The 17,040-nt window shown below is 74.9% G+C and carries 14 protein-coding genes; 6 read left to right on the forward strand and 8 right to left on the reverse strand.

Features of this window, described 5'->3' with window-relative positions; genetic code table 11:
* Positions 1 to 137: 137 nt before the first annotated feature.
* Positions 138 to 797 (reverse strand): endonuclease NucS, encoded by a 660-nt coding sequence (nucS, locus tag ACIQVD_RS07170; protein WP_100836332.1) that lies wholly within the window; start codon positions 795 to 797, stop codon positions 138 to 140.
* A gap of 552 nt (positions 798 to 1,349) precedes the next feature.
* Between nucS and ACIQVD_RS07175 the strand changes: the two genes are divergently transcribed.
* Complete coding sequence (locus tag ACIQVD_RS07175) at positions 1,350 to 1,742, forward strand: SCO5389 family protein (RefSeq protein ID WP_400681768.1); 393 nt, start codon at positions 1,350 to 1,352, stop codon at positions 1,740 to 1,742.
* 163 nt (positions 1,743 to 1,905) lie between these two features.
* Here the strand turns inward: ACIQVD_RS07175 and ACIQVD_RS07180 are convergent, their stop codons facing one another.
* Positions 1,906 to 3,132 carry an LLM class flavin-dependent oxidoreductase gene (locus ACIQVD_RS07180; protein WP_402286577.1) on the reverse strand — a complete coding sequence of 409 codons (1,227 nt, stop codon included), beginning with the start codon at positions 3,130 to 3,132 and terminating at the stop codon, positions 1,906 to 1,908.
* Between the two features lie 306 nt (positions 3,133 to 3,438).
* On the opposite strand from ACIQVD_RS07180, the gene ACIQVD_RS07185 reads away from it, so the two are divergent.
* On the forward strand, positions 3,439 to 3,750 hold the full coding sequence (locus ACIQVD_RS07185; protein ID WP_400681764.1) for an ATP/GTP-binding protein: 312 nt from the start codon (positions 3,439 to 3,441) through the stop codon (positions 3,748 to 3,750).
* A 7-nt stretch (positions 3,751 to 3,757) separates the two neighbouring features.
* Here the strand turns inward: ACIQVD_RS07185 and ACIQVD_RS07190 are convergent, their stop codons facing one another.
* Together ACIQVD_RS07190 and ACIQVD_RS07195 are read right to left on the reverse strand one after the other, a co-directional pair.
* Complete coding sequence (locus tag ACIQVD_RS07190) at positions 3,758 to 4,525, reverse strand: ABC transporter permease subunit (RefSeq protein ID WP_400681761.1); 768 nt, start codon at positions 4,523 to 4,525, stop codon at positions 3,758 to 3,760.
* Between the two features lies 1 nt (position 4,526).
* A complete protein-coding gene (locus ACIQVD_RS07195) occupies positions 4,527 to 5,537 on the reverse strand; it encodes an ABC transporter ATP-binding protein (protein WP_402286581.1) in 1,011 nt (336 codons plus the stop codon).
* A gap of 96 nt (positions 5,538 to 5,633) precedes the next feature.
* Between ACIQVD_RS07195 and ACIQVD_RS07200 the strand changes: the two genes are divergently transcribed.
* Positions 5,634 to 6,425: an alpha/beta fold hydrolase gene (locus tag ACIQVD_RS07200; RefSeq protein WP_402286584.1), complete on the forward strand. Its 792-nt coding sequence runs from the start codon at positions 5,634 to 5,636 to the stop codon at positions 6,423 to 6,425.
* Positions 6,426 to 6,527: 102 nt separating this feature from the next.
* Here the strand turns inward: ACIQVD_RS07200 and ACIQVD_RS07205 are convergent, their stop codons facing one another.
* The 3 genes from ACIQVD_RS07205 to mce all read right to left on the reverse strand — a co-directional run bounded on the left by ACIQVD_RS07205 (position 6,528) and on the right by mce (position 12,808).
* Positions 6,528 to 7,457 carry a cellulose-binding protein gene (locus ACIQVD_RS07205; protein WP_111554268.1) on the reverse strand — a complete coding sequence of 310 codons (930 nt, stop codon included), beginning with the start codon at positions 7,455 to 7,457 and terminating at the stop codon, positions 6,528 to 6,530.
* 108 nt (positions 7,458 to 7,565) lie between these two features.
* The gene (locus tag ACIQVD_RS07210; RefSeq protein ID WP_402286588.1) at positions 7,566 to 12,035 is read right to left on the reverse strand and encodes a hypothetical protein; all 4,470 of its coding nucleotides are present in this window, start codon (positions 12,033 to 12,035) and stop codon (positions 7,566 to 7,568) included.
* Positions 12,036 to 12,373: 338 nt separating this feature from the next.
* Entirely contained in the window at positions 12,374 to 12,808 is a 435-nt protein-coding gene (gene mce / locus ACIQVD_RS07215) for a methylmalonyl-CoA epimerase (RefSeq protein WP_400681754.1), read from the reverse strand.
* Between the two features lie 244 nt (positions 12,809 to 13,052).
* Here mce and ACIQVD_RS07220 point away from each other — a divergent pair, with 244 nt between their 5' ends.
* Both ACIQVD_RS07220 and meaB read left to right on the forward strand, forming a co-directional pair.
* A complete protein-coding gene (locus ACIQVD_RS07220) occupies positions 13,053 to 14,243 on the forward strand; it encodes an acetyl-CoA C-acetyltransferase (RefSeq protein ID WP_400681753.1) in 1,191 nt (396 codons plus the stop codon).
* A 94-nt stretch (positions 14,244 to 14,337) separates the two neighbouring features.
* Entirely contained in the window at positions 14,338 to 15,291 is a 954-nt protein-coding gene (gene meaB / locus ACIQVD_RS07225) for a methylmalonyl Co-A mutase-associated GTPase MeaB (RefSeq protein ID WP_400681751.1), read from the forward strand.
* A 20-nt stretch (positions 15,292 to 15,311) separates the two neighbouring features.
* Here the strand turns inward: meaB and ACIQVD_RS07230 are convergent, their stop codons facing one another.
* Positions 15,312 to 15,830 carry a MarR family winged helix-turn-helix transcriptional regulator gene (locus tag ACIQVD_RS07230; RefSeq protein ID WP_199846981.1) on the reverse strand — a complete coding sequence of 173 codons (519 nt, stop codon included), beginning with the start codon at positions 15,828 to 15,830 and terminating at the stop codon, positions 15,312 to 15,314.
* A gap of 190 nt (positions 15,831 to 16,020) precedes the next feature.
* Between ACIQVD_RS07230 and ACIQVD_RS07235 the strand changes: the two genes are divergently transcribed.
* Positions 16,021 to 16,998 (forward strand): MBL fold metallo-hydrolase, encoded by a 978-nt coding sequence (locus tag ACIQVD_RS07235; RefSeq protein WP_400681750.1) that lies wholly within the window; start codon positions 16,021 to 16,023, stop codon positions 16,996 to 16,998.
* Positions 16,999 to 17,040 lie beyond the last annotated feature (42 nt).

Here is a 17,040-nt window from a genome sequence, read left to right on the forward strand (position 1 = left end):
CTCGGCGGCGTCCAGGCCCCCGGCGGCGTGCGCCTCCCGCAGCGGGGCCGCCCAGCCCGCCGGCGCCCGGCCTCGGCCGGGTCCGGCGTCAGGTGCGTCTCGTACGGGGCGGACCGCCCCGGAGCCCCGGGGGAGGGCTAGAAGAGCTTGAGCTTGTCGTCGTCGATGCCGCGCAGCTCGTCGTAGTCGAGGACGACGCAGCCGATGCCCCGGTCGGTGGCCAGCACCCGGGCCTGCGGCTTGATCTCCTGGGCGGCGAAGACGCCCTTGACCGGGGCCAGCAGCGGGTCGCGGTTGAGGAGTTCGAGGTAGCGGGTGAGCTGCTCGACGCCGTCGATCTCGCCGCGGCGCTTGATCTCGATGGCGACGGTGGCGCCGTCGGAGTCGCGGCAGAGGAGGTCGACCGGGCCGATCGGGGTCGGGTACTCGCGGCGGATCAGCTGCCAGCCGGAGCCGAGCACCTCCATCCGGTCGGCGAGCAGCTCCTGGAGGTGGGCCTCCACGCCGTCCTTGATCAGGCCGGGGTCGACGCCGAGTTCGTGCGAGGAGTCGTGGTGGACGTCCTCCAGCGTGATGATCAGCTTCTCGCCGGCCTTGTTGGTGACCGTCCACACGCCGTCGCCCTCCTTGAGGGAGCACGGCGGCGACATCCAGTTCAGCGGCTTGTAGGCCCGGTCGTCGGCGTGGATGCTGACGCTCCCGTCGGCCTTCACGATCACCAGGCGCACGGCGGAGGGCAGATGTGCAGCGAGGCGGCCCGCGTAGTCCACGGTGCATTTGGCGATGACAAGACGCATGGGGACAAGCCTAAGGCCCGCCGGGAGTGCCCCGGTCCGTGTTCGATTCCGGAGGGCGGGCCACCGGTGGCCGGGCCGGTGGGGCCGAGGCGGCGCAATCCCGAGACAGCCGGTCCGGGCGGGCCGGGCCCGGGAGCCGTTTGAAGCGAGTGCGCGCACGGCGGGTGTCGGCCGGGCGGGAGCGGCGAAACATGGTGACCGCACGAGTACGTGCGGTGAGGGGCCGCAGCTCGGCGCGCTGGGTTGGGACACGGCTGATTCCGGCCAATCTCGCCCCGGGAGGGGCGTTCCGGGCGGCAATCCGCCGATTCACCAACCCGGGTGAGGGGGGTCCTGCCAGGCTGGTCTGACCCCCCAGGACCGAACCCCGACGCGCGGCGTCCACCGGGCTGTCGCACCGTCGACGCTCGAACGGCGCGCGCGGTCCACCGCACGTCCGTCCCACCGTTCCCCGGCGCCGCACATCCGGTGCCACCCCTACCGCACCACCCTCAGCACACCGGCACCACCGCCCCGGCGACCACGTCGGAGCGGACCGCGAGAGGAGAACCCATGTCGCTCGACGTCTCACCGGCCCTGCTGGAGAAGGCCGAACGAGGCGAGGTCGACGAGCGGGAGTTCGTCGACTGTGTCCGCACCTCGCTGCCCTACGCCTGGGACATGATCAGCTCACTGGTCGCCCAACTCAAGGTCGACGGGACCGACTTCGCCGACAACGAGGTCCCCCCGCCGAGCGAGCAGGAGCGCGGGCAGCTGCTCCGCGCGCTGGCCAGCGACGCGATCCGGGGCGCCCTGCAGCGGCACTTCGGCGTCCAGTTGGCGTTCCAGAACTGTCACCGCGTCGCGGTCTTCGCCCCCGGCCCCGACACCGAGACGCGGCTGGCCCGCTTCACCTCGGTCCGGGCCCAGCTGCTCAACCAGTCGCCGGAGCTGCGCGACTGCTGACCCGACGTCAGCTCCCGGCGCCGCACATGCGCTGACGGCCCGTCAGCGCCCCTGTGCCGCCGCCGCACGCGGGCCCCCCGGTCAGGACACCCGGGGCGGCCCGCGGGCGCGCGACGGGCCGTCAGCGCGCCCGCACCGGCCCCCCGCGCGCCCGCGCGGGCGCTCAGGACAGCTGCGGCAGCACCTCCGCGCCCAGCCGGGCCAGGTTGTGCAGCGTCGCCGCGGTGTCGCCCGAGCCCTCCGCGAGCAGCGCGAAGCGCCGGATGCCGGTGCGCTCCGCGGTGGCCAGCAGCCGGTCCGCGCACTGCCGGGGGGTGCCGACCGCGTGCAGGTCGCAGAGCAGCTCGGTGTACGCCCGCGGGTCGCGCATCGAGCGCTCCCGGCCGTCCACCGTGCGGTGCGCGCCCAGGCCGTGCGCGAAGAAGTCCGGCATCGCCCGCAGCAGGCTGGCCCGGGCCGCCCCCGCCCGGTCGTCGACCTGCGCCACGCCCGCCGCCACGTGCTCCCGCTCCACCCGGGCCAGCTGCTCCTCGCCGCGCCCCGCCGCCCGCCAGGCCGCCCGGTACGCGGCCACCATCTCCCGCTTGTCCTCGTCGCCCGAGTGCATGCCCAGCAGCATCGGCAGGCCCCGCTCGGCGGCCGTCCGGACCCCGCCCGGCGAGGTGCAGGCCACCACCACCGGCGGGCCCGACCGCCCCGGCCCCGCCTCGTCCTGGCGCTGGCGCGGGATCACCGCGCCCTCCAGGCCCAGCCAGCCCGCCAGGTCCGCCCGCCGGGCCGGCTCGGCGGCCCGCGGCACCACCGCCACCTCCGGGAACGCGAACTGCGGCCCCGCCGCGCCCACCCGGGCCCCGCGCAGCCAGCGCAGCAGCAGGTCCAGCCGCTCCGGGAAGCCCCGCTCGTACGCCTCCAGGCCGCTGCCGAACACCGCCAGGTCGATCCACGGCCCGCCGCGCCCCACCCCCAGGGTGAACCGGCCGCCCGAGGTCAGGTGCAGCAGCGCCGCCTGCTCGCCCAGCGCCACCGGGTGACGGGTGCTCAGCACGCTCACCGCCGTCCCCACCCCGATCCGCCGGGTGCGGCCCAGCAGCAGCGCGGCCAGCGTCGCCGCGTCCGGGCAGACCCCGTACGGCACGAAGTGGTGCTCGGCCAGCCAGACCGCGTCCAGGCCGGCCCGCTCGGCGGCCAGCGCGGCCGAGACGGTCCGCTCCAGCGCCTCGCCGTGGCCCTGGCCCGGGAACTGCGCGGACAGCAGGAAGGCGCCGACCCGGAGCGCGTCCGTGCCGGCGCCCGGCGACTGCTCGGGGGCGGGCCGCTCGGCCGGCAGCACGCCGCCCGCCGCCCGCGGGGCGGCGGAACGGGCCTCGGGCCGGGCGGTGGTCTTCGTCATCGGGTGCCTCCTCGGTGCCGCGCAGGGTCTGCGGGCCCCGCCGTGTCACCACGTGAGTAACCCATGTCATGTGCCAATGGCACGCCGAACCCCCGATTTGCTCGAGGAAAGGGTGGATTACCCCGGAAACCCCGGCACCCGCCCCCCGCTCCGTGCTATTGGGGCGGACGGGACCGGCGGGACGCCCGGGAACCCCGGGGCGCCACCGGGTACAACGCGGCGCGCGACCCTCCGGTCACCGGCTGGGAACGGCCCCCGGGCGGCCCTTACCCTGGAGGCACAGCGCGCCGATGGAGAGGTAGTCACGTGTCACCCCGCCGCAACCGGATCGAGAAGCCCGACGACCGCGGCAGCGCCGCACCGACGGGCGGTTCGCTGCGCCGGGTGGAGGCGTACCGGGGCGAGGACTGGGTGGTGCAGACCGTGGCCGGCACCGCCGGCCGGTACTACCGCTGTCCCGGCTGCGACCAGGAGATCCCGCCCGGCGTCGGCCACGTGGTGGCCTGGCCCGACCACGGCGGCGTGGACGACCGGCGGCACTGGCACCGGGCCTGCTGGGGAGCGCGGGAGCGCCGCGGCTCCAACGTCCTGCGGGGCCGCGGCGCTCCGAAGTACTGACGGCGGGTCAGGCGTCGCGCCGCTTCAGCACCAGGTAGCCGCAGAGCAGCGCGGCGGCCGTCCACAGCGCGCAGATCAGCAGGCCGGTCCACGGGCCGTACGGCTGGCTGGCGGGCTGGTAGACCTGGAGCGACCGGGAGCCGGCCCAGTCCGGGAAGTAGTGGGCGACGTTCTTCACCTTCGGCACCACCGAGAGGATCGGGGAGAGCAGGAAGAAGAACGGCACCAGGATGCCCAGCGCCAGGGTCTGGTTGCGCAGCAGCACCGTCACGCCGGCCGAGAACAGGCAGAGCAGGGTCAGGTAGAGGGCGGCGCTGAACACCGCCCGCAGCACGCCCGGCTCGCCCAGCGTGGTGCGGTGCTCGCCCAGCATCGCCTGGCCGGCGAAGAAGGTGACGAACGCCGTCACCAGCGAGACCGCCAGGGCCAGCGCGCCGACCACCGCCGCCTTGGCGGCCAGCAGGGTGCCGCGCTGCGGGACGGCGGCCAGCGAGACCCGGATCATGCCGCTGCTGTACTCGTTGCCGACCGCGAGCACGCCGAACACCACGATCGCCAGCTCGCCGAGCATGATCCCGGCGAAGGCCGTCCCGGTGGCGTCGAACGGGGTGGTGGAGTCCTCGGTGACGTCGGCGAAGTTGTTCTTGGTCACCAGCGACAGCAGGGCGCCGACGACCAGGGTGACCAGGAAGGCCGCGGCGAGCGTCCAGACGGTGGAGCGGACGCTGCGGATCTTGGTCCACTCGGACTGCGCGACGGCGGGGAACGCGGCCATCTCAGCTCTCCTTCCCGGACGGGCGGTCGTTCCAGCCCGCGCCCCAGACCGGGGCGGAGGCGGGGGCGGGGGCGCCGGGGGTGCCGGGTGCGGCGGGGGCGCCGGGGTGCCCGCCGGTGCGGTACTCCACCGACTCGGCGGTCATCTGCATGAACGCCTCCTCCAGCGAGGCCTGCTGCGGGCTCAGTTCGTGCAGGGTGACGCCGTGCGCGGCGGCCAGCTCGCCGAGGGCCGCCGGGTCGCCGTCGACGACCTCCCAGGAGCCGTCCGGGCCGGGCTCGGCGGCCAGGCCGGCGCCGTGCAGGACGTCCAGCAGCCGCTCCGGCTGCGGGGAGCGCAGGCGGACCGCGGAGCGGGAGTTGCGCTTGATGAACTCGGCCATCGGCAGGTCGGCGAGCAGCCGGCCGCGGCCGATCACCACCAGGTGGTCGGCGGTCAGCGCCATCTCGCTCATCAGGTGCGAGGAGACGAACACCGTGCGGCCCTCGGAGGCCAGGCGCTTCATCAGGTTCCGGATCCACAGGATGCCCTCGGGGTCGAGGCCGTTCACCGGCTCGTCGAACATCAGGGTCTGCGGGTCGGCCAGCAGGGCGGAGGCGATGCCCAGCCGCTGGCCCATGCCGAGCGAGAAGCCGCGGGCGCGCTTCTTCGCCACCGCGCTCAGGCCGACCAGGTCGAGCACCTCGTCGACCCGGGCGCGCGGCACCCGGTTGGACTGGGCCAGCCAGAGCAGGTGGTCGTAGGCGGTGCGGCCGGGGTGCACGGCCTTCGCCTCCAGCAGGGCGCCGATCTGCCGCAGCGGGTCCTGGATCTCGGCGTAGCGCTTGCCGTCGATGGTGACCTCGCCGCCGGTCGGGTGGTCGAGGTCGAGGATCATGCGCATGGTGGTGGACTTCCCGGCGCCGTTCGGGCCGAGGAAGCCGGTCACCACGCCCTCCGGGATCCGGAAGCTCAGATCGTCCACGGCCAACTTGTCACCATAACGCTTCGTCAGGTGATGCAACTCGATCATGTGCCTCTCCTTGGTCTGCGGCCAGGTTATGGCAAAAAGCGGATCAACCGGACAACCTGCGTCCGGCGCGTGCCCCCCGGGCCCTACGGTGGAACCATGACCTCGCCCAGCGCGCCGGCCGTCCGCGAGAACGGCACCGGTACCCCGCTCGTCCTGCTGCACGCCTTCCCGCTCTCCGCGCGGATGTGGGAGGTCCAACTGGAGCGCGTACCCGGTCCGGCCGGGGACGACGCCCGGGTCGTCGCACCGGATCAGCGCGGCTTCGGCACCGCCCCGCTCGGCGAGGGACCGCCGTCGCTGGACACCGCCGCCGACGACCTCGCCGACCTGCTGGACGCGCTCGGCGTCGAACAGGCCGTCCTGGGCGGCCTGTCGATGGGCGGCTACGTGGCGATGGCCTTCGCCCGCCGCCACCCCGAGCGGCTGGCCGGACTCGTCCTCGCCGACACCAAGGCCACCACCGACACCGACGCCGCCCGCGCCAACCGGGAGCGGATCGCCGCCGCCGTCCTCGAACGCGGCAGCGTCGACCTGCTGATCGAGGAGCGGACGGCGGAGAACCTGCTCGCCCCCGGCACCGACCCCGAACTCATCGACGCGGTGCGCCGGATGATCGCCGAGGCCAGCCCGGCCGCGGTCGCCTGGGCGCAGCGCGCGATGGCCGCCCGCCCCGACTCGCTGGACGAACTGGCCGCCCTGGAGGTGCCCGCCGCGGTCATCGTCGGCGAGCTCGACACCGTCACCCCGCTCAGCGAGGCCCGGATGATGGCCGAGGCCCTCTCCGACGCCGAGCTGACCGTCATCCCCGCGGTCGGCCACCTCTCCTCGCTGGAGGCCCCCGAGACCTTCAACGCCGCCGTCCGGGCCCTGCTCAAGCGCGTCAAGTAGCCGCCGGCCCGCCGGGAACGCCGGAGGGGCCCGGAGCGAGAGCTCCGGGCCCCTCCGGGCACTTCAGGACTTCAGCGGTGTCCCGACACGGGCGACGGGGCGTCAGCGCGACTGCTGCGCCGGCACGCCCATCGAGTCGTCGTTCGGCAGCGAGGCCGCGGCGACCGCGGCGCCCGTCAGCGTGGCCAGCATCTCGCGGACGTTGGTCAGCTGGGCGTTGATCGAGTCGCGGCGGTTGGTGAGCGCCGCCAGCTCGCGCTCCGACTCGCTGCGGACCCGGTCGGCCTTCGCGTTGGCGTCGGCCACGATGTCCTCGGCCTGCCGCTGCGCGGTCTCGATGGTCTGCCGGGAACGGCGCTCCGCGTCGGTGCGCAGCTTCTCCGCCTCCAGGCGGAGCTGCTCGGCGCGGTGCTCGATCTCGGCCAGCCGCTTCTCCGCCTTGGCCTGACGGGCCGCCAGGTCGCGCTCCGACTGCTCCCGGCGCTTGGCCAGGTTGGTCTCGAACTCCAGGGCGGCCTGGGCGGCCTTGGTGCGGGTCTCCTCGAAGAGGGCGTCCGCCTCCTCGCGCTTGTTCTGCGCGTCCTTGTTGGCCTCGGCCCGCAGCTGCGCCGCGTCCGACTTGGCCTTGTCGACGATCCGCAGACCCTCGTCCTCCGCCTTGGCCTTGCGGTCCTTGGCGTAGTTCTCGGCCTCGGTGCGGACCTGCTGCGCGGCGGCCTCGGCCAGCTCGCGGTGCTGCTCGGCGGCGCGGTGCGCCTCGTCGCGCAGGTCCTTGGCCTCCTCCTCGGCGAGGCGGAGGATCTTCTCGACGCGGGCACCGAGACCGGCGTACGAGGGCTCCGCGTCGGTGACCGCGGCCTGGGCCGTCTGGGTCTCCAGGTGGAGTTCCTCGATGCGCTTCTCCAGCGCGCTGATCCGGGAGAGCGCGCTGTCTCGGTCGGCCACCAGCTTGGCGATCCGCTCGTCGACCTGGGCGCGCTCGTACCCACGGCGTACCAGGTCGAAGCCGTGCGGGGAGTGACTGTCGCTCATGGGATTTCTGGGCTTCCTGTCGTCAAACCGCTGAGATGGTTGAGGGAATCCTGACACGGTACCGGAGTGTCAACGGCGAAACGCCGTCGGTTCGCGGACAATGTCCGCTCAATCGGGTGGCGCGCCCCCGGAGCGATTGCCCGACGACCGCGGAGAGCCCACTCCGGCACCTGCCTTGGGCCCTCCGTCCTTCTTGCTTCCCCCGTTGCCGTGCACCGCCGGAGCGGGCGCCTCGAACGCCTCCAACGCCGACAGCACGTCCTGGACCCGAGAGATCTCGGTGTTGATGTCCTTGCGCCGACGGACCAGTTCGTCCAACTCCCGCTGGCCCTCGTCGGTCACGCGCTTGGCCTCGGACTTCGCCTCGGCGAGCATCCGCTCCGCCTCCTCGGCCGCCAGCCGCACCTGCTCCTCGGCGTCCGAACCGGCCCGGCGGACGCGCTTCTCGGCCTCCTCGTCGGCGCGCTTGAGCCGCGACGCGGCCTCGTCGGCCGCCGCCTCCAGCTGCTCCTCCGACTCCATCTCGGCGGCCTTGAGCTTCGCCTCCGCCTTGATGATCAGCGCCTCGGCGCGGGTGGTGGAGTCCGCCAGCTTGTTCTCGGCCTCCTTGAGCAGCGTCTCCGCCTTGCGCACCGCGGAGATCCGCACCCGGCCCGCCTCCGCGGACGCCTCCGAGGTCAGCTCGGACGCCCGCGCCTCGGCCGCCGCGATCAGCTCCGCCGCCCGCTCCTCGGCCTCCGCGACCTGCGCCTGCGCCTGCTCCTCGGCCTCGGTCAGCTGCTCCTGGGCCGCCGTCACCAGCGCGTCCACCCGCTCGCCGGCCGACTTCATCGCCTGCGCGTTCTCCTTGCGGGCCCGCTCGTGCAGCGCCTCGATCTCAGCGTCGGTGCGCTCGCGCAGCTCCTCGGCCCGCTCGCGGATCGCCGTGGAGTCCCGCCGGGCCTCCGACAGCAGCGCGTCCGCGTCCGAACGGGCCTTCTCCACCCGGGCCTTGCCCTGCGCCTCGGCCTCGGCGCGCAGCCGCTCCGCCTCCTGGCGGGCCGCCGACACCATCGCGTCGGACTGCTCCTCGGCCGCCGCGGCCACCGCCAGCGCCTCCGCCTGAGCCTGCTCGCCGAGCTGCTCGGCGTCCGCGAACGCCCTCTCCAGCACCGACTTCGCCTGCTCGCGGGTCGCCCTGTCGTACGACTCGGCGGCCTCCCGGGTCTCCCGGTCGAAGGACTCGGCCCGGCGGCGGATGTCCGCGTCGAACTCCTCCGCCAGCGTCCGGGTCGCCAGCGCGTACTCCTCGGCGTCCGACCGCAGCGCGGCCGACCGCTCCTCGGCGTCCGCCAGCGCGGACGCCGCGAGCTCCTCCGCCTCGGCCAGCACCCGCTGCGCGGCGGCCTCCGCCTCGGCGCGCTGCTGCTGCACGAACTCGGCCACCGCGGCCCGCAGTTCGGCGCTCTCGCGCTCGGCGGCGGCCCGCAGCTCGCGGTCGTACGCCTCGGCGGCCGCCCGCAGTTCGGCGCTCTCGCGCTCCGCGGCGGCCCGCAGCTCGGCGATCTGCCCGGTGGCCTTCTCGTGCATGCCCGCCACCGACTGGCGGACCTCGGCGGCCTCCTGCTCGGCCGCCGCGACCAGCTCGGCGGCCCGCGCCTCGCCGTTCGCCCGCAGCTGCTCGGCGGCGTGCTCGGCCCGCTCGCGCAGCTCCGCGGTCTCCCGCTCGGCGGTGGCCCGCAGTTCGCGGTCGTACGCCTCCGCGCTCTCGCGCAGCTCGGCGCTCTCCCGCTCGGCGGCGGCCCGCAGTTCGGCGCTCTCGCGCTCCGCGACGGCGCGCAGCTCCGCGGTCTCCCGGTCGGCGGCGGCCCGCAGCTCGCGGTCGTACGCCTCGGCGGCCTCGCGCTGCTCGGTGGTCTCGCGGTCGGCGGCGGCGCGCAGTTCGGCGGTCTCCTGCTCGGCGACGGCCCGCAGTTCGCGGTCGTACGCCTCGGCGCTCTCGCGCAGCTCGGTGGTCTCCTGCTCGGCGACCGCCCGCAGTTCGGTGGTCTCCTGTTCCGCGGCGGCCCGCAGCTCGCGGTCGTACGCGTCGGCCTCCTCGCGCAGCCGGGCCGCCTCGGCCCGGTCGGCGGCGGCCTCGGTGTCCAGCGCCGCGGCGTCCGTGCGGGCGGCGGCCAGGGCCTGTTCGGCCTCGGCGCGCAGCCGCCGGGCGTCCTGCTCGGCGTCGGCGCGGGCCCGGGCGGCGTCGGTGGCGGCGCTCTCGCGCAGCGCCGCGGCCTCGGTGCGGGCGGCCTCGCGGACCTGCTCGGCCTCGCCGTCGGCGGCCTCCCGGATGGCGGTGGCCTCGGCCAGCTTCCCGGCGGTCAGCGCCTGGTCGCGCTCCAGGTCGGCACGGGCGGCCTCGCGGGCGGCGGCGGCCTCCTCGCGCAGGGCCAGGGCGTCGGCCTCGGCCCGTTCGGCGACCGCGCGGGCCGCCTGCTCGGCCTCGGCGCGCGCGGCCCGGCCGGCCTCCTCGGCCTCGGCGCGGTGGCGCTCGGCCCACTGGGCGGTGTCGGCACGCAGTGCCTCGGCGGCGGCGTCGGCCTCGGCGCGGACGGTGTCGGCCGCGGCGGCGGCCCGCTCGCGCAGTTCGGCGCCGTCCCGTTCGGCGGCGGCCCGGGTCTCCTCGGCGACGGCCTCGGCCGCGGCCAGCTTCTCGGCGCGGGCCCGCTCGGCGGCGGCGGTGATCTTCTCGCCCTCGGCGCGGGCCCGGGCCAGGGTCTGCTCGGCCCGGCCCTGGACGGCGGCGGCCTGCTCGCGGGCCTCGGCGCGCAGCCGCTCGACCTCCTCGCCGGCGCCGGAGCGCAGCGCGTCCGCGTCGGACTTGGCGCTGGTCAGCAGCTCCTCGGCCTGCTTGGCGGACTCCTCGATCTGCACCGCGGCCTGTCGGCGGGCCTCGGCCCGGACCCGTTCGGCCTCGGCCTCGGCGGCGGAGCGCTGCTCCTCGGCCTGTTCGCGGGCCAGGGCGGCCTCGGCCTGCATCCGCTCCAGCTGCTCGCGGATCGAGGCGGCGTCCTCCATGGCGGCGTTCTGGGCCTGCTCGACGGCCTCGCGGGCCTGCTCCAGCAGGGTGCCGGCCTCGGACTTGGCGTGCTCAACCAGCCGGTCGGCCTCGGCGGCGGCCTCGCCGCGGGTGGCCTCGGCGTCGGTGCTCGCCCGGGCGAGCACCTCCTCGGCCTGCTTGGCGGCGCGGGCCAGCCGCAGCGCCGCGTCCTTGGCGCCCTCGGCGCGGCCGGCGTCCTCGGCCTCGGCGCGGATCCGTTCGGCCTCGGCGGCGGCCTGCTCGCGCAGGCGGGCGGCCTCGGCCTCGGCGGCGGCCCGGCGTTCGGCGATCTCCGCCTCGGCCTCGGCGCGCAGCTGGGTGGCGACCGACTCGGCGGCGCCGCGCAGGCGCTCGCTCTCCTCGCGGGCCGCGGCCTTGGCGGCGTCCGCCTCGGCCTGCACGGTGGCGGCGGCGGAGCGGATCAGGTCGGCCTCGCGGGTGGCGGCGGCCACCATCTTGGCGATCTCGGCGCGGGCGGTGGCGGAGCGCTGCTCGCTGGCGGCGGCGCCGTCGGCGACCTTGCGCTCGGCCTCGCTGGTGGCCTCGGCCTGCAGGCGCCGGGCGGCGGCGGTGGCCTCCTCGCGCATCCGGGCGGCCTCGGCGCGGGCCCGCTCGGTCTCGGCCACGGCCTCGGCGCGCAGCCGCTCTATCTCGGCCTGGGCGCTGGCCAGGGCGGCCTCGGCGCGCTCCTGGTCGGCGAGGGCCTGCCGCTTGAGGGCGGTGATCTCGGCCTCGGCGGCGGCGAGCTTCTGCTGGGCGGCGGCGTGCGCGCCGGCCAGCTCCTGCTGGGCGGCGGTGAGGGCGGCGGCGCGGTGCTCCTCGGCCTGGGCGCCGGTCTGCTGGGCCTGCTCGGAGGCGGCGCGCAGCAGGCGTTCGGCGTCGGTCTGGGCGCGCAGCAGGGCGGCCTCGGCCTGGGCCTGGGCCTCGCCGCGGGCGGCGTCGACGTCGGCGGCGGTCTGGGCGCGGGCCTGGTCGGCGAGGGCGGCGGCCTCGGCGCGGACGGCGGCCATCATCCGGTCGGCCTCGGCGCGGGCCTCCTGGAGCAGGCGCTGGGCCTCCTGCTCGGTGCCGGCGCGGGTCTGCTCCGCCCAGTTGACGTTCTCGTTGACGTGGCGCTCGGCGGCGGCCCGGAACTCGGCGAGCTCCTCCTCCAGCCGGCGGCGCCGGGCGTTGAACTCGGCCTCCAGCTGGGCGGTGCGCTCGGCGGCCTCGGCCATCATCCGCTGGGTGGCGGCCTGGGACTCGCGCAGCTGGCGCTCGGCGTCCGCGCGCAGCGCCTCGGCCTGCATCTCGGCGTTGCGCAGGACCTGCTCGGCCTGGCCGGAGACGGAGTCGAAGGCGCGCGGCTGGGCGAGCTGCCGACGGGCCTCGTGCAGCTTGGCCCGGAGCACCTCCACCTGGTAGGCGAGGTCGTCGGCGTGCTCGATGGTCTTGTCCCGCTCCTTGCGGGCCTTCTCCAGCTCGGCCTCGAACTTGGAGAGGTGATCCTCAACCTCGTAGCGGTCGTAGCCCCGCACTCCGCGGTCCCATCCATCTCCTGGTCGCGTCCTCGACCGGGCCGTTCCGCTCCGTGGTCCACGGGCGGATCGGTTGGTCCTTGCAATCGCTCCACCGTCCGGGTGGACTCCTGAGCGACATGGTGCCTCTGGAGAATGGTGACAGATCCGAACGGCGACCGTCCGGCCGTGCCCGCGTCGTGGACTCCCCTGCGGTGCGCGGACCGGTGGTACCAGCGCACCTGGGCATTGTAGTGGGAGCCGCTCCCGGGGGAATGGGGGCGAGGTCCTTTTCGGAAGTTACCGGCCGGTTCGTTACCGGCCGGCCCGCCCCCGGACCCGCTCCGCACCGGAACCGGTCAGTGCGCGGAGGGGTCCGCCGCGGTGACCAGCTCGGTCAGCACGCCGCCGCAGTCCTTGGGGTGCAGGAAGGTGATCCGCGAGCCCATCGACCCGCGCCGCGGCTCGTCGTACAGCACCCGCACGCCCTTGCCGGCGACCGCCGCCGCGTCCGCGTCCACGTCGGCCGTCCCGAAGGCGATGTGGTGCACGCCCTCGCCGTTCTTGGCCAGCCACTTGGCGACCGTCGAGTCCTCCCGGGTCGGCTCCAGCAGCTGCAGGTAGGAGGCCCCGCCGTCCCCGGTGTCGTTGATCTTCAGCATGGCCTCGCGGACGCCCTGCTCCTCGTTGACCTCGGTGTGGAACACCTCGAAGCCGTACGTCGAGCGGTAGAACTCGACCGTCCGGTCCAGGTCGAAGCAGGCGATGCCGATGTGGTCGATGCGGGTCAGCACGGTGTCCTCCGGAAAGGGGTGGGACGGCGAGGGATGGCACCCAGTGCAGCGCATCCCGCCGACCGGGCGCCAGCGGGCCGCGCTGCGAGCCTGCTCACACGTTCCTGCGCGGTTCCGGCACGGTGTTCACTGGAGGGTGCCAGTAGCGCTGATCACATCACCGCGGCGGTGACGCAGAGGTGACCGATCAGTACATTGACGGCATCCCCGTACCCTCTGGTCCGACGCGCGAAGGGGCTCGTCCATGACTACTTCTGTGATCGTCGCAGGTGCCCGTACCCCGATGGGCCGGCTGCTCGGCTCGCTCAAGGGCTTCTCCGGCGCCGAGTTGGGCGGCTTCGCGATCAAGGCGGCGCTGGAGCGGGCCGGGATCACCGGCGAGCAGGTGCAGTACGTGATCATGGGCCAGGTGCTCCAGGCCGGTGCGGGCCAGATCCCGGCCCGGCAGGCGGCGGTCAAGGCCGGCATCCCGATGAACGTCCCCGCCCTGACGATCAACAAGGTCTGCCTCTCCGGGCTGGACGCGATCGCGCTGGCCGACCAGCTGATCCGGGCCGGCGAGTTCGACGTGGTGGTGGCCGGCGGCCAGGAGTCCATGACCAACGCCCCGCACCTGCTGCCCAAGTCCCGCGAGGGCTTCAAGTACGGCGCGATCGAGATGCTCGACGCGATGGCGCACGACGGCCTCACCGACGCCTACGAGAACATCCCGATGGGCGAGTCCACCGAGAAGCACAACACCCGGCTCGGCATCGCCCGCGACGTGCAGGACGCCATCGCCGCCGCCTCCCACCAGCGCGCCGCCAAGGCCCAGGCCGACGGCGTCTTCGAGGCCGAGATCGTGCCGGTGGAGATCCCGCAGCGCAAGGGCGACCCGGTGCTGTTCAGCCAGGACGAGGGCATCCGCGCCGACACCACCGTCGAGGGCCTGGCCCGGCTGCGCCCGGCCTTCAGCAAGGACGGCACCATCACCGCCGGCACCTCCTCGCAGATCTCCGACGGCGCCGCCGCGGTGGTGGTGATGAGCCGGGCCAAGGCCGAGGAGCTGGGCCTGAGCTGGATCGCCGAGATCGGCGCGCACGGCAACGTCGCGGGCCCGGACAACTCGCTCCAGTCCCAGCCGTCCAACGCGATCAAGCACGCCCTCGCCAAGGAGGGGCTGGCGGTCGGCGACCTCGACCTGATCGAGATCAACGAAGCCTTTGCGGCCGTCGCCCACCAGTCGACGAAGGACCTGGGCGTCAGCGACGAGATCGTCAACGTCAACGGCGGCGCGATCGCGCTCGGCCACCCGATCGGCATGTCCGGCGCCCGCGTGGTGCTGCACCTGGCGCTGGAGCTCCAGCGCCGCGGCGGCGGGGTCGGCGCGGCCGCGCTGTGCGGCGGCGGCGGCCAGGGCGACGCGCTGATCGTCAAGGTCCCGGCGCAGGGCTGACCCAGGACCCCAGGACCCCTCAGGACCCCCGCCAAGGCCGTGTCACCCGGCCCTGGCGGGGCGTCCGTCTTTCTGCTGCGAGGAGCAAAACCCGATGGCCGATGTGGCGACGCTGGTCGAGCAGGCCCGGCAGGGCCGTCCCCGGGCGGTGGCCCGGCTGATCACCCTGGTGGAGAACGCCGCGCCCGAACTGCGCGAGGTGATGGCGGCCCTCGCCCCCTACAGCGGACGGGCCTACACGGTGGGCCTGACCGGCTCGCCCGGGGTGGGCAAGTCCACCTCCACCTCGGCGCTGGTGAGCGCCTACCGCAAGCTCGGCAGACGGGTCGGGGTGCTGGCCGTCGACCCGTCCTCGCCGTTCTCCGGCGGGGCGCTGCTCGGCGACCGGGTGCGGATGCAGGAGCACGCCACCGACCCGGAGGTGTTCATCCGCTCGATGGCCACTCGCGGCCACCTCGGCGGCCTGGCCTGGGCCGCCCCGCAGGCGCTGCGGGTGCTGGACGGGGCGGGCTGCGACGTGATCCTGGTGGAGACCGTCGGCGTCGGCCAGTCCGAGGTGGAGATCGCCGCGCAGGCCGACACCTCGGTCGTGCTGCTGGCCCCCGGCATGGGCGACGGCATCCAGGCCGCGAAGGCGGGCATCCTGGAGATCGGCGACGTGTTCGTGGTCAACAAGGCCGACCGGGACGGCGCGGACGCCACCGCCCGGGAGCTCAACCACATGCTCGGCCTGGGGGAGTCCCGGCAGGCCGGCGACTGGCGCCCGCCGATCGTGAAGACCGTCGCGGCCCGCGGCGAGGGACTGGACGAACTCGTCGAAGCCCTGGAGAAGCACCGCGGCTGGCTGGCCGAGACCGGCGAACTGGACGCCCGCCGCCGCCGCCGGGCCGCCCAGGAGGTCGAGGCCATCACCCTCGCCGCCCTGCGCGCCCGGATCGGCGACCTGCGCGGCGACCGGCACCTCGACGCCCTGGCCGGGCAGGTCGCCGCGGGCGAGCTCGACCCGTACGCGGCGGCCGACCGGCTGGTGGCCGAACTGACCGGCTAGCGGGGGTCTGAAGACAGGCCCTAGCCCCGGCCGCGGAGCCCGCGCAGGTGCTCGGCGATCGGGGCCAGGGCCGCGTACAGCGCGTCCAGCTGCTCGTCGGTGAGCCGGTCGATGAAGTGCGCGCGGACGCTGCGGACGTGGTCCGGGGCGACCTTGCGCAGCGTCTCCCAGCCGTGCCCGGTCAGGTGCGCGTACAGGCCGCGGCGGTCGCCCGGGCACTCCTGGCGCAGCACCAGCCCGGCCGCCTCCATCCGGGTGATCTGGTGCGAGAGCCGGCTCTTGGACTGCAGGGTGGCGGTGGCCAGGTCGGTCATCCGCATCCGGCGGTCCGGGGACTCGGAGAGCACCACCAGGATCTCGTAGTCGTTGATGGCGAGGTTGTGGGTCTGCAGCTCCCGGCTCAGCTGGTGGTCGAGGAGCTTGCCGACCTCCAGGTGGGCGCGCCACAGCCGCTGCTCGCGCGCGTCGAGCCACGGGGTGTCCGCCTCCCCGCCCCGGGAGGGGGGGACCGCGGGCGCTTCGGTCACGGAGTCGTCCATGCGACCGAGTATAGCCGAAGTTGTTCAATGTTGTACGAATTCACATCCCGGGCCCCGGTCCCGGCCCGGCCGCCGGACCGACCGCTCCGTCCACGGACAACCGCTGCCCCGCCTGGCCGAGTTGAGTCGGACACGGCCAATTCCGGGACCGGAGTCAAACGGTGACACAGAGTTGGGCATAATCGCGCCCATGACGACGCCGAGCGCGCACTTCCATTCGATAGCCGACGGTATATACGCATGGCAGCCGCGGCAACGTGGTTGGGGCCTGGCCAACTGCGGCCTGGTCACCGCCGGCGGCTCCGCGCTGTGGATCGACACCCCGTACGACCGCACACTGGCCGGCGAGTTCCTGGCGCGCACCCGCGCCGTCCTCGCCCCCGGCACCGAGGTCGGGCGGATCGTGGTCACCCACGCCAACGGCGACCACCTGTGGGGCGCCGGCGTCCTCCCCGGGGCCGAGGTCATCACCACCCGCGAGGCGCTGCACCACATCGCCTACGAGCCGACCCCCGAGCAGCAGCACGCCCTGCTGCAGAACCTCGACCCGGGCGACGACACCGGCTCCTACCTGCACGAGCACTTCGGCTGCTTCGACTGGGCCGACACCCCGCCGGTCGTCCCCGACACCGTCTTCACCGGCGAGCTCGAACTGCGCGTCGGCGACATCCCGGTGCAGGTCAGCAGCCTCCCGCCGGCCCACACCAGCGGCGACCTGATCGTCCACCTGCCCACCCGCTCCACCGTCTTCACCGGCGACATCGTCTTCGGCTCCACCGCCGACCGGCCCGGCGACCACCCCGTGCACTGGGCCGGCCCGCTCGGCAACGTCATCGACGCCGTCGAGCGGCTGCTCGACACCGGCGCCGAGACGGTCGTCCCCGGCCACGGCCCGCTGCTCACCCGCGCCGACCTGCGCGCCCACGCCGGCTACCTGCGCTACGTCCGCGACCGGGCGCACGCCCTGCACGCCGCCGGCCTCCCGGCCGCCGAGGCCGCGCAGGCCGTCATCGACGAGGCCCGCTACCCCGAACTCGGCCTCCCCGAGCGGCTGCTGGTCACCATCGGCACCGAGTACCGGCACCTCGACGGCTCCCCCGAGCCCGCCATGCTGGAGGTCGTCGGCCGGATGGCCGGCCTGGCCCGGCAGCGCGCCCGCACCGCCTGAACCAGCGTCCCCCGCCCCAGCGACGACTCCCCCCGAGGACCC

Source organism: Kitasatospora sp. NPDC090308, from assembly GCF_044769485.1.
Lineage (GTDB): Bacteria > Actinomycetota > Actinomycetes > Streptomycetales > Streptomycetaceae > Kitasatospora > Kitasatospora fiedleri.